Source organism: Mesorhizobium sp. B2-5-4 (assembly GCF_006441095.1).
GTDB lineage: Bacteria > Pseudomonadota > Alphaproteobacteria > Rhizobiales > Rhizobiaceae > Mesorhizobium > Mesorhizobium salmacidum.
The window spans coordinates 69,391-84,459 of sequence record NZ_VFUR01000017.1 but is presented as its reverse complement, the minus strand read 5'-3'; the positions used below and the strand labels follow the sequence as shown (position 1 = coordinate 84,459).

The 15,069-nt window shown below is 64.5% G+C and carries 15 protein-coding genes; 9 read left to right on the top strand and 6 right to left on the bottom strand.

The features are described from left to right. Positions 1-3: 3 nt before the first annotated feature. Both rfaE1 and FJ492_RS21025 read right to left on the bottom strand, forming a co-directional pair. Positions 4-1,497 carry a D-glycero-beta-D-manno-heptose-7-phosphate kinase gene (gene rfaE1 / locus FJ492_RS21030; RefSeq protein WP_140772034.1) on the bottom strand — a complete coding sequence of 498 codons (1,494 nt, stop codon included), beginning with the start codon at positions 1,495-1,497 and terminating at the stop codon, positions 4-6. Positions 1,498-1,633: 136 nt separating this feature from the next. Continuing rightward, positions 1,634-2,266: a LysE family translocator gene (locus FJ492_RS21025; RefSeq protein ID WP_140751159.1), complete on the bottom strand. Its 633-nt coding sequence runs from the start codon at positions 2,264-2,266 to the stop codon at positions 1,634-1,636. 144 nt (positions 2,267-2,410) lie between these two features. Between FJ492_RS21025 and rfaD the strand changes: the two genes are divergently transcribed. The 3 genes from rfaD to waaC are packed head-to-tail and all read left to right on the top strand — an operon-like array spanning position 2,411 to position 5,312. After that, the gene (rfaD, locus tag FJ492_RS21020; RefSeq protein ID WP_140505021.1) at positions 2,411-3,361 is read left to right on the top strand and encodes an ADP-glyceromanno-heptose 6-epimerase; all 951 of its coding nucleotides are present in this window, start codon (positions 2,411-2,413) and stop codon (positions 3,359-3,361) included. After that, positions 3,334-4,341 carry a lipopolysaccharide heptosyltransferase II gene (gene waaF, locus FJ492_RS21015; protein ID WP_140772030.1) on the top strand — a complete coding sequence of 336 codons (1,008 nt, stop codon included), beginning with the start codon at positions 3,334-3,336 and terminating at the stop codon, positions 4,339-4,341. The genes rfaD and waaF overlap by 28 nt, the downstream gene beginning before the upstream one ends. Further along, entirely contained in the window at positions 4,338-5,312 is a 975-nt protein-coding gene (waaC, locus tag FJ492_RS21010; RefSeq protein WP_140772026.1) for a lipopolysaccharide heptosyltransferase I, read from the top strand. Before waaF ends, waaC begins: the two co-directional genes overlap by 4 nt. 139 nt (positions 5,313-5,451) lie before the next feature. Here the strand turns inward: waaC and greA are convergent, their stop codons facing one another. Both greA and FJ492_RS21000 read right to left on the bottom strand, forming a co-directional pair. Next, a complete protein-coding gene (greA, locus tag FJ492_RS21005; protein ID WP_023671981.1) occupies positions 5,452-5,925 on the bottom strand; it encodes a transcription elongation factor GreA in 474 nt (157 codons plus the stop codon). A 265-nt stretch (positions 5,926-6,190) separates the two neighbouring features. Further along, the gene (locus FJ492_RS21000) at positions 6,191-6,724 is read right to left on the bottom strand and encodes a tetratricopeptide repeat protein (protein WP_140712380.1); all 534 of its coding nucleotides are present in this window, start codon (positions 6,722-6,724) and stop codon (positions 6,191-6,193) included. Between the two features lie 150 nt (positions 6,725-6,874). Here FJ492_RS21000 and FJ492_RS20995 point away from each other — a divergent pair, with 150 nt between their 5' ends. The 4 genes from FJ492_RS20995 to FJ492_RS20980 all read left to right on the top strand — a co-directional run bounded on the left by FJ492_RS20995 (position 6,875) and on the right by FJ492_RS20980 (position 10,264). Further along, on the top strand, positions 6,875-7,300 hold the full coding sequence (locus tag FJ492_RS20995; protein ID WP_140505015.1) for a DUF3775 domain-containing protein: 426 nt from the start codon (positions 6,875-6,877) through the stop codon (positions 7,298-7,300). Positions 7,301-7,503: 203 nt separating this feature from the next. Next, positions 7,504-8,583 (top strand): extensin family protein, encoded by a 1,080-nt coding sequence (locus FJ492_RS20990; RefSeq protein ID WP_181166715.1) that lies wholly within the window; start codon positions 7,504-7,506, stop codon positions 8,581-8,583. Between the two features lie 106 nt (positions 8,584-8,689). Further along, a complete protein-coding gene (locus FJ492_RS20985; RefSeq protein WP_140505013.1) occupies positions 8,690-9,496 on the top strand; it encodes an extensin family protein in 807 nt (268 codons plus the stop codon). A gap of 69 nt (positions 9,497-9,565) precedes the next feature. Continuing rightward, a complete protein-coding gene (locus FJ492_RS20980) occupies positions 9,566-10,264 on the top strand; it encodes an LssY C-terminal domain-containing protein (RefSeq protein WP_140772020.1) in 699 nt (232 codons plus the stop codon). Positions 10,265-10,280: 16 nt separating this feature from the next. On the opposite strand, the gene FJ492_RS20975 is transcribed toward FJ492_RS20980, so the two are convergent. Further along, positions 10,281-11,303 (bottom strand): NAD(P)-dependent alcohol dehydrogenase, encoded by a 1,023-nt coding sequence (locus FJ492_RS20975; protein ID WP_140772017.1) that lies wholly within the window; start codon positions 11,301-11,303, stop codon positions 10,281-10,283. A gap of 118 nt (positions 11,304-11,421) precedes the next feature. Between FJ492_RS20975 and FJ492_RS20970 the strand changes: the two genes are divergently transcribed. Both FJ492_RS20970 and FJ492_RS20965 read left to right on the top strand, forming a co-directional pair. Next, positions 11,422-12,336, top strand: a complete 915-nt coding sequence (locus FJ492_RS20970; RefSeq protein ID WP_140772015.1) for a LysR family transcriptional regulator — start codon at positions 11,422-11,424, stop codon at positions 12,334-12,336. Positions 12,337-12,416: 80 nt separating this feature from the next. Then, on the top strand, positions 12,417-13,727 hold the full coding sequence (locus FJ492_RS20965; protein ID WP_140772012.1) for a hemolysin family protein: 1,311 nt from the start codon (positions 12,417-12,419) through the stop codon (positions 13,725-13,727). 22 nt (positions 13,728-13,749) lie between these two features. Here the strand turns inward: FJ492_RS20965 and FJ492_RS20960 are convergent, their stop codons facing one another. Beyond that, entirely contained in the window at positions 13,750-15,069 is a 1,320-nt protein-coding gene (locus FJ492_RS20960; RefSeq protein ID WP_140772010.1) for an HlyD family type I secretion periplasmic adaptor subunit, read from the bottom strand.

Sequence of the window (15,069 nt, the reverse complement as noted above, 5' to 3'; positions counted from 1 at the left end):
CCCTCAGTTGGTGGCGCTGCCGGCGCGTAGTTTGCCGATGGTGCCAGTGGTGCTCTTGCCGGCGATCAGGTCGACCAGCACGACGCGGCCGCCCGCCTTCTGCACCACATCGGCGCCGACCACGGTGTCGATCGTGTAGTCGGCGCCCTTCACCAGTATGTCGGGCAGAAGCGCCTCGATCAGCGCCAAAGGCGTATCCTCCTCGAACACCACCACGGCATCGACCGAGGCGAGCGCGGCGAGCACGCAGGCGCGATCATGCTGGTCGTTGACCGGGCGGCCCGGACCTTTCAGCCGCCGCACGGAGGCATCGCTGTTCAACCCGAGCACCAGCCGGTCGCACTGGCTGCGCGCCGCGTGCAGCAGGCTGACATGGCCAGCATGCAGGATATCGAAGCAGCCATTGGTGAAGCCGACGCTCAGACCTTCCGCCTTCCATCCCGCCACCATGCGCGCGGCCGAAGTAACGTCGAGGATGGCGTCCTTGTGCGCGGTCGGTCCGTGCGAGCGGAACAGCGCGCCGGTGAGTTCCTCGACACTCAGCCGCGCGGTGCCGCGCTTGCCGACCACGACGCCGCCGGCGGCGTTGGCGATCGAGGCCGCGGCAACAGGATCGGCACCGGCGGCAAGCGCCAGCGCGAAGGTCGCGATCACCGTATCGCCGGCGCCCGAGACGTCGAACACCTCGCGCGCTTGGGTGGCGATGTGGCGTGCCTCGTCGGGGCCGACCACGCTCATGCCCTTTTCGCTGCGGGTGGCGACGACGAAGGCGAAGCCGTGCGCCGAAATCAGCTCGCGTGCCGCCGCGACGATCTCGTCATCGGCGAACACCGCATGGCCGACGGCCTCGCCAAGCTCCTTGCGGTTGGGCGTGACGGCGGTCGCCCCGGCATAGCGCGCATAGTCGCGACCCTTCGGATCGACCAGCACCGGCTTGCCCGCCTCTCGGCAGATGGCAATCAGTTCGGTGGCGACGCCGCCCAGCAATATGCCCTTGCCGTAATCGGACAGGATGACAATGTCCGCCTGTTTCAACGCATCCCGGAAACGGCGGATCAGCTCCGCCCGTTCGGCCTCGCCGAGCGGCTTGATCTCTTCCTCGTCGAAACGCAGGACCTGCTGGTTGAGCGCGCTGAAGCGGCTCTTCGACGAGGTCATGCGGCCGCGCTGCTGCACAAGCCCCGCCGTATCGGCGCCAAGCTCGCCCAGCATCCGCGCCAGGCTGTCGCCGGCAGGATCAGTGCCGATCACCGAGACCGGAACGGCGCGTGCGCCAAGCGAGACGATGTTGGCCACGACATTGCCGGCGCCACCCATCGCCGAGCTTTCGCCCCGCCCATGCAGCACCGGGATCGGCGCTTCCGGCGAGATCCGTTCGATGACGCCATTGACGAAGCGGTCGAGGATGAGGTCGCCGGCCACCAGCACGGCGACGTCGCCGAAGCGCGCGATGGCGCGGTGCAGGGGCTCGGGTGAAGGCGGATTGTGCTTGATCATGTCATCTGCCACGTGCGGAAAACGCCGATCTCAGATAGGTCGAAACACCAGATTTGCGAGGCCGGCCGGTCATGCCTGCCGATATACCGCAATTCGGCACAGCGCAACGCCAGGGGCAGAGGCAAACCCGGACAGGTCAGGTTTTCTGCAGGGCGACGTGGACGCCGAGGCCGACCAGTACCGCGCCGCCGGCCCGCTGCATCAGGCGCTGCGCCCCGCTCGAACGCCGCAGCCGTCCGATCACGAGGCCGGCCAGGAATACGCAGACGATGTCGGCCGAGGAGAACATCAGGTTGACGATCGTGCCCAGCACGACGAATTGCAGCCAGACCGGCAAGGTTGCCGAGGCATCGATGAACTGCGGCAGGAACGCCATGAAGAAGATCGCGGTCTTGGGGTTGAGCACCTCGACGGTGATGCTCTCGAAAAACGCCCGGCGGGCCGATTTGCGCTCGATCGCCGGCAGCGCCACGTCGCCCTCCACGCGCTTGCGAAACAGCGAAATGCCGAGCCAGATGAGGTAAAGCGCGCCGACCAGCTTGACCGCCATGTAGAGCGGCGGCACGGCATGGAACAGCACGGACAAGCCGGCGGCGGCGGCAAAGACATGCACATAGCCGCCGAGATGAATGCCGAGTGCCGCCGTCAGCCCCGACCAGCGCCCGCGCGCCATCGTTTGCGCGGCGGCGTAGAGCATCGCGGGACCCGGAATGTAGGCGAAGATCGCCGTGGTGGCGAAGAACGCGATCAGCAGTTCGGTCGACGGCATTTCTTGTCCCTCATGGTCCCGTCCAGCGGCGAACCGACAGAAGCGGCAGCTTTGCGGCGCCACTGTGACGCAATCACCTGCTTTGTCGACAGCCCGGCCAGCCTCCCTTATAAGGACCGGAATCGCACGCAAGCAGAGGCCTTCATGATCATCGTCACGGGCGGCGCCGGCATGATCGGCTCCAACATCGTCGCCGCGCTCAATGCGGAAGGCCATGACGACATCCTGGTCGTCGACGATCTCACCGACGGCCACAAGATCGCCAACTTGGCCGATTTGACGATAGCAGACTATCTCGACAAGGACGATTTCCTGGCCCGCATGGAGGCCGGCTCGCTCGGCCGCATCGAGGCCGTGTTCCATCAGGGCGCCTGTTCGACCACCACCGAGTGGAACGGCAAGTTCATGATGGAGGTGAATTACGCCTATTCGAAACGGCTGCTGCATGCCTGCCAGGCGCTGCGCGTGCCTTTCCTCTACGCCTCCTCCGCTTCGGTCTATGGCGGCGGCGCCGAATTTCGCGAGGAGGCTGCGCTCGAGCGGCCGCTCAACGTCTATGCCTATTCCAAGAAACTCTTCGACGACTATGTCAGGCGCACGGTGTTCGACGCCGATCATTCGCAAGTCGCGGGGCTGCGTTACTTCAATGTCTATGGCCCGCGCGAAGCGCACAAAGGGGCCATGGCCTCGGTTGCCTTCCATCTGTTCAACCAGGTCGAGCGCGGCGAGAATCCGAAGCTGTTCGGTGCCCATGACGGCTTCGGGCCAGGCGAACAGAGCCGCGACTTCATCCATGTCGGCGATGTCGCCGACGTCAATCTGTGGCTGTGGAAGCGCGGCGCGAGCGGCATCTTCAACTGCGGTACCGGGCACGCCCAGCCGTTCCGCGCCATCGCCGAAACGGTCATCGACACGCTGGGCAAGGGCGAGGTCGAGTTCATCCCCTTCCCCGACCATCTCAAGGGCAGCTATCAGAGTTTTACCCAGGCTGATATGTCCCGCTTGCGCGCGGCCGGCTATAACGGGCAATTCCGCACAGTAGAAACCGGCGTCAGAGACTATGTCGAATGGCTGAAAGCCCAACGATCCTCGTGATCGGCCCACGCTGGGTGGGCGATATGGTGATGGCGCAGTGCCTGTTCTCGGCGCTGAAGGAACGCCATCCCGACGCCGCGATCGATGTGCTGGCGCCCGCCTGGGCGGCACCACTGGTCAAGCGCATGCCCGAAATCCGCCAGCAGATCGACTTTCCGCTGCAGCCCGGCGCGCTCGAATTCACCCATCGCCGCCGCTTCGGCCGCCTGCTGCGCGGCCGCTACGACATGGCCTATGTCCTGCCGGGCAGCTGGAAGTCGGCGCTGATCCCGTTCTTTGCCCGCATTCCGCGTCGTTTCGGCCACCTTCGGGAAATGCGCTACGGCCTGCTGACCGACATCGTGCCATTGCCCGACGCCGTGAAACGGCGCACTGCTCAGGCCTATTTCGGGCTCGCCCAGGGCGGCAGTTTCCGCGCGCCCCGGCTGACCGTGGATCCGAAAAACCAAGCCGCCCTGCTCGACCGGGTCGGTCTGGCGCCGCGGGAATTCGTGGCCCTGATGCCCGGCGCCGAGTTCGGTCCGGCCAAGCGCTGGCCAAGTGAAAGCTATGCCGGCCTTGCCCGCGAATTCAGGGGCAAAGGCTTGAAGGTCGCCCTGTTCGGTTCGAAGAACGATCGCGACGTGACGGCGGAGATCGCCGCCCTTGCCCCCGGTGTCGTCGACCTCGCCGGCCAGACGCGGCTGGAGGACGCCATCGACCTGATCGCGGCGGCAAGGCTCGCGGTCTCCAATGATAGCGGGCTGATGCATGTGGCGGCCGCCGTCGGCACGCCGATCGTTGCCGTCTACGGCTCGACCTCGCCTGAAAATACGCCGCCGCTGGCGGAGCGACGCGAACTGGTCTGGCTCGGCCTGTCCTGTTCGCCCTGCCACCGGAAAATCTGTCCGCTCGGCCACCTTAACTGCCTGAAGGCATTGGAAGTCCGGCAGGTCGCCGCGGCGGCCGACCGGCTGCTGGAACTTCCGGCCGCGGCATGAAGGTGCTGATCGTCAAGACCTCGTCGATGGGCGACGTCATCCACATCTTTCCGGCACTTGAGGATGCCAGCCTCAACCGGCCGGACGTGATCTTCGACTGGTGCGTGGAGGAGGCTTTTGCCGGCATCGTCGCCCTGCATCCAGCGATCGGTACCATCCATACGGTGGCGATAAGGCGCTGGCGAAAGACCCTTTTCGACACGAACACCTGGCGCGAGGCGGCGGCCTTGCGCCGTGCTTTGCGCGCCTGCCGGTATGACCTCATCATCGATGCGCAAGGCCTGCTGAAGTCGGCCCTGGTGGCGCGCCAGGCACGTGCGCCGATTGCCGGCTTCAACCGGTCGAGTGCGCGCGAACCCTCGGCGACGCTGTTCTACGACATCACCCACGCCGTGCCGCGCGACCTGCACGCCATCGAGCGGACGCGGCGGCTGTTCGGGTTGGCGCTTGGCTACCAGCCCGATTTGTCGACCCTCGACTCCGGCATTGTGCCACCCTCCGGCAGTCTGGCCGGCATCGACGGCAAAACCGCCTTCCTGCTGCACGGCACCAGCCGCGAGGACAAGAAATGGCCGGTCGAGGACTGGATCGGAACCGCCAGCCTGCTGGTCGAGCGCGGCATGACGCCGGTCACCACCTGGTCCAACGAGCGTGAGAAGACGGTGGCCGAAGCGATCGCCAAGGCCGTGCCATCCACGGTCGTGGTGCCCAAATCGCCGCTGGCCGACATCGCGGCCATCCTCGGGCGCTCGACACTGGTCATCGGCGCCGATACGGGATTGACCCATCTCGCCAGCGCTTTCGGCCTGCCGACGGTTGCGGTGTTTTTGGCGACGGAGCCGGGCTTGACCGGGCCGCGTGGGCCTTATGCGTCGACTTTGCTGGCGCCGGCCGGCTGGGGCGTGACGCCGACCGAGGTTGTGGCTGAGGCGGAGAAACTGTTGGCACTGAAATTACAAGCGCCGGCTTAGGACCTTTCAGAATTCGCTCTGGCGAGTCAAATAGCTTGGTTCTTCGAGAACCGGAGCGGCGCGTACTTTAAAGTGCGTTGAGCACCGGAAGCGCAGAAACCCGGGCTAGTTGGCGGCCAGAGTAGAATTATCAAAGGTCCTAAATAAACTGCACCTGGACGATCTCGTACCCGCGTGCGCCACCAGGCGCATTGACCTCGATGGCGTCGCCGACTTCCTTGCCGATGAGCGCACGGGCGATGGGCGAGGAGATCGAGATGCGGCCCGATTTCACGTCGGCTTCCTGGTCGCCGACGATTTGGTAGGTCTTCTTCTCCTCGGTGTCCTCGTCGACCAGCACCACGGTGGCGCCGAACTTGACCTTGTCGCCGCTGAGCTTGGTGACGTCGATCACCTCGGCGCGCGCGATATAATCTTCGAGCTCGTTGACGCGGCCCTCATTGAGGCTCTGCGCCTCTTTCGCGGCATGATATTCGGCATTTTCGGACAGGTCGCCATGCGAGCGCGCCTCGGAGATCGCCTCGATGATGCGCGGCCGCTCTTCCTGTTGGCGCCAGCGCAGTTCTTCCTTCAATGACGCGAACCCCTCGCCTGTCATCGGGACCTTGTTCATAGTGCCTGACCTTTCCTGCCGCCGCCCCCGCGTTTCGGGGGAAGCCTTGTCGTTGGGTATAAAAAGAAAACGGTCCGGCAGCCTCGGGCTAACGGAACCGTTTCACCGCAATTTCCCTGAATATAGCAATCTTTGCGGGCTTTTCACGCTCAAAAATCGGTTTTGCAAAAATCATCCCTTCTTTTGTCAGCGAAGGTGGCTGTGGGATGGAGCGAACAAAAACGGCCGCGATTGCTCGCGGCCGTTTCGAGACCATGAAACCCGATCAGCTTCTCATGAAATGCTCGATCTGCTCGGCCAGCATGCCGTATTCGCGCGAACCCTTGCCGGTGCGCTTTTCGATCTCCGTCAGCTGCTGCTGGGCGCCGGCTAGGTCGCCGATCTGCAGATGCGCCTCGCCGAGATATTCGCGCACCAGCGTGTAATTCGGGTCGATGCGCAGCGCTTCCTCGTAATAGCCGAGGCCGACGGTGACGCGGCCGGAATGGCGGTGCGAGTAGCCGAGATAGTTGAGGATGCGCGGATCCTGCTTGTTGGCGGCGAGGCTGAGCACGGCGATCGCCTCGTCATAGCGGCCCGCCATCGCCAGGTCATGTCCGGCATAGTAGATGCTGTCGTCGTCCAGCTTGCCTTCCTGGGGTGCGACGCATTTGTTCTTCTTCTTGTCCCAGACCATACCCTTCTTGCATTGGGTGGTCGTATTGGTGTCGCCACCACTGCCTGCCGCAAACACCGGAACGGCAAGGAACTGCACGGCGACAAGCGCGGCGGCTGCCTGGATCAGCATTCTTTTATGCATGGAAAACCTCCTGAGGGTGTGACAATGCAACACTAACGCCAAGCGATCCGCGTTTCATCCCGGAAAAAGCCCGTCTGGAGAACATGAGGTGACGGACGCCGCAAATCCGGTATCATCGCCCTCGAATGAGACGATCCACGGAGAGGGCCCGTGCAGCGGCGGCTTGACAAAGACTGGGATCTCACGATCGGCCCCGATACCGTGCGGCTGTTCATTCTCAAGGCCAAGGCGCTGAGCGCGGCCGTCAACGAGGACTATGCCGGCGGCGCCGAACACGAGGTCGAGTTCGACGGCGATAGGCATGACAACCACCACCATGACGGCCTTGCCGAGGAAAGCTCGGAAAACCTCACCGAGGAAGAGCTGCGCGAGCTGATCAATGACCTCAATATCGACGAGGCCGCCGAGCTGATCGCGCTGGCCTGGGTCGGCCGCGGCGACTACGACGCCTCGGAATGGGCCGAGGCGGTGGCGGCGGCGCGAGAGCGGGCCAACAAGCGCACGGCGAAATACCTGCTTGGCATGCCGCTGCTCGCCGACTTGCTGGAAGAGGGACTGGAAGCGATCGGCGCGTAACGCGGAGGTAACCGATTGTGATCGGGTCGAAGCGCCTGTCCAGGCAACTTCAGCCGACCGGCGCCGTTTCGTGGGTGATGGCAAAGCTGAGCTCTTCCCGTAGATCCAGGATGATTGCATCGGCGATGGCCGTCACGGCTCTGCTGGTCATGCCGGCCGAGGCCAAACATCGTCACAAACATCACAGGCCGCTAAGCCCGCGCGTGGAGCAGCCGCTGACACAGCGGGCCGATCAGCCGCTGAGCCCGCGAGGCAAGCGGCAGTCGAGAGCGCGGGCCAGGCAGCACCCGGCGTCAAATCCAGCGCCGCGGAAAACGCAGGATATCCAGCCATCCGCCTATGTTCCGGTGCCCGAGCCACGTCCTGCGGACACTCCAAAGGTCGACGCTCCAAAGACGCAAGACCGGAACGCTGGAGGTCCAAAGAACGGCCAAGCGCCCGATCTGCTCAAGAACCCCGATCTGCTCAAGGACCCCGATCTGCTCAAGGACCCCGATCTGCTCAAGGACGAAGAGGCCCATCGGAAAAGCCAGACACCGCCCGAACCACCAGCCGAAACGGAAAGCGAGCCGGAGCCGCCAGCCGTGGTGCCAATACCGACGCCAAAGCCGGGCACCACGACGCCCGAGCCTCAGCCGCCGGCCGTCGCCCCTCAGCCGACGCCAAAGCCGGCCGATGCGGCCGACGAGGAGAAGATGCTGCCCGATCCACGCTCGGCCGATCTTCCCGCCGACAAGATGCCGGCGGAGGAAGTCGCCTGCCGCGAGCGCCTGAAGACGCTCGGCGTCGAATTCGAGGAGCACAAAGCCGAGAGCAACCCCGAAATCGGCTGCTCGATCCCTTACCCGATCGTGCTGAAGACGCTCGGCAAGTCGATTGCGATTGCCCCCGGCACCGAACTCAACTGCCCGATGGCCGAGGCAGCGGCGCGTTTCGCCGCCGACGTCATCCAGCCGGCGGCGAAAGCCGAGTTCGGCGCCGACCTGAAATCGATCGGCCAGGCATCGGCCTTCATCTGCCGGCCGCGCAACGGCACGCGCAAACTGTCGGAACATGCTTTCGGCAACGCGCTCGACATTGCCAGCTTTACGCTTTCCGACGGCAAGACGATCGAGGTTGGCCCGGCACCGCCCGAGAAGGACGGCAAATTCCTCGACGCAGTGCGCAAGGCCGCCTGCGGCCCGTTCAAGACCGTACTCGGCCCCGGCGCCGACGCCGACCACGCGCTGCATTTTCATTTCGATCTGGAGCCGCGCCGGCATGGCGGTACGTTTTGCCAGTGAGCGGAACCTCCGCCGCAATTCAGCCGCAGGCATGAACACGGGCGCTGAGTTTTCCTTTACCCTTGATCGTTAAAATGCCGGATATCCAGAATTAGGATTTCCGCCAATGGCCGGCACATTTCGCGCCGTTTTCCTCGCCGCCGCACGCCAATTGAAACCCGCTGCGTTGCTGGCCGCCAGCCTTGCACTTGCCGCGGTTTCGGCCTGCAACACCGGCAGCGTGCTGTCGTTGCAGCCTGCCGTCGATGTCGGCTCGCAGACCGCGGCCGTGCCGCAATATACGGGCATGCAGAAGCTTGTTCCGTCCAATCCCTATATGACGCAGGCCGCCTATCCACGCATGGATGAGCCGATGTCGCCGGTCGAGCAGATTCCAGCCAGCGAAGCCGATTGCCGCCAGCAGCTGAAGCGCCTCGATGTCGCCTACACCGATCTGGCGCCGATCCACGAGGGCCAGTGCGGCATCGACTATCCGGTCAAGGTCTCGGCCATCGGCGGCATCCAGATGAAACCCGCGGCGACGCTGACCTGCGACATGGCCGCCACCTTCGCCGCCTGGACGAAGAACGAACTCGTTCCCTCCGCCCGCTGGCGCTACTTCTCCGGCGTCAGGACCATCCACCAGGGCTCCAGCTATTCCTGCCGCAACATTGCCGGTGAAGGCGTGCTGTCGGAGCACGGCAAGGGCAACGCACTCGACGTCATGAGCATCGAACTCAACAATGGCGACGACATCGACGTGCGCAAGCCCGGGCTGTTCGCCTTCCGCACCCGGGGCTTCCTCAACAATGTGCGCGCCGACGGCTGCCAGTATTTCACCACCGTGCTCGGTCCCGGCTACAATTACGATCACCGCAACCATTTCCACTTCGACATCAAGAACCGCAAGAACGGTTATCGCGCCTGCCGGTAATGGCATGCCCCCTGCCAGCGGTACACGACTCCGCATAGAGTGACGCCCGGAAGGGGCGGACGACGGCACATGAGGCAGCAAAGTCTTCGGCGACGCATTGCGATCTGGGTACCGGCCTTATTGGCCGGGTATGTGGCGCTCGCCTATGTCGCCGCGCCGGAATTCTGGACATTCCGCGATCGCGGCTTTCGCAACCAGCGCTTCGAGATGGTCACCCACACGCCGCAAGGCATTCCCGGCGACCCCATCAATGTCGGCCTGGTCGGCACGGAGAAGGAGCTGGTGCACGCTTTCGCCGTCGCCGGCTGGGACACCGCCGACGCCGTCACCTTGAGGACCGCCATCGACATCGGCGAAAGCGTCCTGTTTTCCCGGCCCTATCCCGACGCGCCGATGAGCCGCCTGCTGTTCGAGGGCCGCGCCCAGCAACTCGCTTTCGAAAAGCCGGTCGGCGACAGTGCCGACCGGCGCCACCATGTCCGCTTCTGGCGGACGGATACGGTCGGCGACGACGGAACGCCACTCTGGCTGGGCGCCGCCAGCTTCGATCGCGGCGTCGGCTTGAGCCACGACACGGGCGCCATCACCCATCATATCGGTCCCGACCTCGATGCCGAACGCGACTTTGTGATCGGCGATCTCAATGCCGCCGGCCTGTTGTCCTCGACCAGCGACCTGGCAGGCATCGGCCCCACGCGGACCGGCCGCAATGGCGGCGGCGACCCCTATTTCACCGACGGCAAGGCAATCGTCGGCGTGCTGAGGTAGTTGCCGTGACCGGAGATCAGGCCGTGGTGATGACGATCTTGCCGAACGGCCCCTTCTCAAGATGCTCGAAGGCCCGCGGCACCTCGTCGAAACCAAAGATCCTGTCGATGACCGGCTTGATCGCCAGCGCCTCGATCGCCTGGTTCATCCGCTCGAAGGCCCGGCGGTGGCCGATCGAAATGCCTTGCACGACAATCCGGTTGCGCAGAAAGGGCACGATCGGAAAGCTGAGCTCCATGCTGCCCAGGAGGCCGATGATCGACAGCCGGCCGTCGGCGGCCAGCGCGTCGAGCGAGCGCCGCGCATTGTCGCCGCCGACCATTTCGAGGATATGGTTGACACCGGCGCCACCCGTCAGCTCGCGCGCCGCCTCGTCCCATGCCGGCCGGGCGCGATAGTTGATCACTTGCCAGGCGCCGAGCGTCTTCGCCCGCTCGAGCTTGCCGTCGCTGCTTGACGTGACGATGGCGCGCAAGCCGAAGGCGTGGGCGAATTGCAGCGCAAACAGGGAGACGCCGCCCGTGCCCTGGATGAGAATGGTTTGGCCAGGCACAGGTCTTGTCGCCTCTGCCATGGCGAACCAGGCCGTCAGCGCCGCGATCGGCAGCGTCGAAGCCTCCGCATCGCTGAGCGATGGCGGCGCCAGTACTGCGGCATCCTCATGCAGGAGCAGGTAGTCGCTCAACGTGCCGGGCAGCGACGATCCCAGCGTGTGGTGATGCAGCACTGGCGGCGCATCGCCATCCGGCCAGTCGGCAATCACGTGCCCCAGCACGCGCTGGCCGGTCTTGAAGCGGCTGACACCGCCGCCGACCGCCACCACTTCGCCCACAGCATCCGATGTCGGTACGAACGGAAAGCCAAGGTCGGGGATCAGCACGCCATCGACGATCATCCTATCCTTGTAGTTCAGCGATATGGCCTTGATCCGCACCAGCAGGTCATGCGGCCCGGGCTCGGGAATCCTCCCTTCGGCCAATTCCAGCCTGGGCAGGCCGAAGCCGGTCATCCGCCAGGATCTGTTGATGTCGCTGCTCATTCGTCTGCTCCCGATTGCATGGCCGATATTTACGCTGTTTCACTGTGGAAAAAAGCGCTTCTACGATCCATAATTGGCAACGAGTTGGTGCTCAGATTTCTACAATGGGAATAGATCGATGGAATCCGCGGATCTGCAAGGCATCGTCGCCTTCGTTCAAACGATCGAGGCAGGAAGCTTCACCGGCGCCGGAGAGCGGCTGCGCGTGACGAAATCGGCGGTCGGCAAATCGGTCGCGCAGCTGGAACAGCGGCTTGGCATCCGCTTGCTCAACCGCACCACGCGCAGCCTCAGCCCGACAAGTGAAGGCCTGTCCTATTATGAAGCCTGCGTCAGGGCACTGTCCGAGATCGAAGCCGCCCAGGCGCTGCTTGCCTCGCGCCGGCAGGTGCCCTCGGGCCGGCTTCGGGTCGACCTGCCCTCGGCCTTCGGCCACCGCTGCGTGGCTCCCGTGCTGTTCGACATTTCCAGGCGATTTCCCGATCTGGCCATGGAGATTTCCTTCAACGACCGCCGCGTCGACCTAATCGAGGAAGGCATCGACCTTGCGATCCGCATGGGCGACCTCGACGACAGCCTGTCGCTCGCCGCACGCCGGCTCTATACCCAGCGTTCGGCCATATGCGCCGCCCCGGCCTATCTCGACAGAAACGGCAGACCCCGGACAATCGAGGATCTCGCCGGCCATGACCTGATCGGCTACACCCGCAACGGCGTCGCCCACGCCTGGAGCATCAGGCAGGCCGATGGCCATGTCGTGAAGTTCACGCCGCGGGCAAGGCTGGTGCTCGACAATGGCGAGTCGATGCTCGGCGCGGTCCTTGCCGGTTGCGGCATCACCTTCCTGCCGACCTGGCTGGTGGCGGACAGCCTCAGGAGCGGCACGCTCGAAATGGTGCTTATGGACACGCTGGTCGAAAACATTTCCGTCCATGCCATCTGGCCGGTGACACGGGCCTTGACCCCCAAGGTGCGGGTCGTCGTCGACGCGCTGGTCGCGCATTTCTCATCGCCACCCTGGGACGCCGTCTGATCGCCCCGCATCCGCCGTCATCTTTCTAAAATGGTCGCCGACTATTTTCGAAAGCCGTGCGGCAATGCTATTGAGCCCTCATGCTATACGTTGAAATCGCCACCGTGGTCGTCCTCATCTGCGTGAACGGCCTTCTGTCGATGTCCGAACTCGCCATCGTCTCGTCGCGGCCGGCTCGCCTGAAGGCGATGATCGACCGCAACGTCAACGGCGCCGGCCGCGCTTTGGCGCTTGGTTCCAATCCGGGCAAATTCCTGTCCTCCGTGCAGATCGGCATCACGCTGGTCGGCGTGCTATCGGGCGCCTTTTCCGGGGCCACGCTTGGCCAGAGGCTGGCGCAATATCTGGCTTCGACAGGCATCCGCGAGAACATCGCCGATCCGCTCGGCGTCGGCATCGTCGTGGCCATCATCACCTATGCCTCGCTGATCATCGGCGAACTGGTGCCCAAGCAGATTGCGTTGCGCGATCCCGAGCGGGTCGCGGCCCGCGCGGCCCCGGCAATGACCATCCTTGCCTCCGTCTCGGCCCCTCTGGTCTTCCTGCTCGATATTTCGGGCCGTTCCGTGCTCTGGCTGCTCGGCCATCGCGGCGAAAGCGAGGAAAAGGTCACCGACGAGGAGATCAAGATGCTGGTCGCCGAGGCCGAGCATCACGGCACCATCGAATCCGACGAGCGGCGCATGATCGCCGGCGTCATGCGGCTTGGCGACCGCGCCGTGCGCGCCGTCATGTCGCCGCGCACCGATGTCGACTGGATCAACCTGCAGTCCGACGAAGCCACGATCCGCAAGCTTCTGATGGACACCCAGCATTCGCGCCTGCCCGCGGGCGACGGCGGGGTCGACGCCATGATCGGCGTCATCCAGACACGCGACGTGCTGGCCGCACTGCTCGGCGGCCGCGCGCTCGACCCGCGCAAATATGTGCGCGCGGCACCCATCGTGCACGACCAGGCCGATGCGCTGGACGTGCTGCAGAAGCTGAAGGAGAGCAACGTGCCGATGGCGCTGGTGCATGACGAATACGGTCACTTCGAAGGCATTGTCACCCCCGCCGACATTCTGGAAGCCATCACCGGCGTCTTCCGCTCGGACCTCGAGGCCGGCGAGGAAGAAAACGCCGTCCAGCGCGATGACGGCTCATGGCTACTTGCCGGCTACATGCAGGCCGACGAGATGGCCGAGGTGCTGGGCATCGACCTGCCGGAGAACCGCGACTACGAGACCGTCGCCGGCTATGTGCTGTCGCACATGCACCATCTGCCGGCGACCGGCGAATGCGTCGACGCGCAGGGCTGGCGCTTCGAGGTGGTCGACCTCGACGGCCGCCGCATCGACAAGCTGATCGCCACCCGCATGCCCAGCGGCCACCGCGAGATGGCACGCTGACCGTTCAAATGTCCAAGGGGATCTACTGCTCCGCGAAAGCGCGCGCGAATGAATCGAGCATCGGCCGCGCGAGATACTCGAAAAAAGTCCGATCGCCGGTGCTGATGAACGCCTCGACCGGCGTCCCGGGATAAAGTTGATCGCGCCTCACGCCGGGCGGCAGGTCGGCGGCAATCGTCAGTTTGGCGCGGAAATAGGGTTCACGCGTGGTCTGGTCGATGAGCCGATCCGCCGAAATCTGCGTCACGGTGGCTGAAACCTCTGGCGTGAACCGCGAGTTCAACGCGGACAATCGCAGTTTCGCCGGCTGGCCGACACGGACCTGATCGATGTCCTTCGGCCGCAGCTTCGCATCGACGACCAGGCCCGACGCAGTGGGCAGGATCTCCATGATCTTTTCGCCCGGGGCAATCACGCTGCCCTTGGAATTGTAGGTCGACGACACCACGATGCCCGCTACCGGCGCCTTGATCGTCGTACGCCGCAGCACCGCCTCCGCCGCCCTGATCTGTTCGTCGACATCGGCCAGATTGGAGCGAACGTCGTCCAGTTTCGTCAGCGCCTCCTCGACGCGTTGCGTGGTCAGGCGCTCGGTCTGCTCCTGGCCTTCGACGATCTGGGTGTTGGCCGTCGCGAGATTGGCCTCCAGCGCTCCGGCTTGCCCGACGAGATCGGCTTCGCTGCGCAATAGCTGGGAGTATTCGGTACGATTGGTGAGGCCCCTGTCCAGCAAGCCGGTCTTGATGCCGAGTTCTTTCTTTACGACTTCGGCTTGTTGCTGAACGGCCTGTTTCTGGGCCTGTAACCCCGCCACCGACTGCCGGTGCATGGCGACCCGTTGTGCCAGGATCGATTTTTCCGACCGGAACCGGGCGAGCCTGGCGTCGAATTCCTTTTGCTGTTCCCGAATCAGGATCTCGAAATCGGGCTGGAAAGGTGCCGGCGCCGCTTCGGTGATTGGCGCCAGCCTGTCCAACCCGTCGCGTTCCGCCTCCAGCCGCGCCGCACTCGCCCTGAGCGCGATCGACTGTCTCGTCAGCCGGTTGAGTTCGGCCTGCGCGGCCGTTGGGTCCAGCACGATCAGATCCTGGGCCAGTTGCACGCGATCGCCTTCATGGACCAGCAACGCCTGGACGATACCGCCCTCGCGATGCTGGATCTGGATGTTTCCGCCGGTTGCCGAGATCGTGCCTTGCGTGATCACCGCTCCCGACAAGGGGGCGCTGACGGCCCAGTAGCCGAAGCCGCCCGCCAGCAGCGCTATGGCGGCATAGCCGATAAGGGCCACGCGTCTTATGTCGGTGCGGGGCTGACTGTCCCAGGCGAGGCTCCGTGTCGTCAT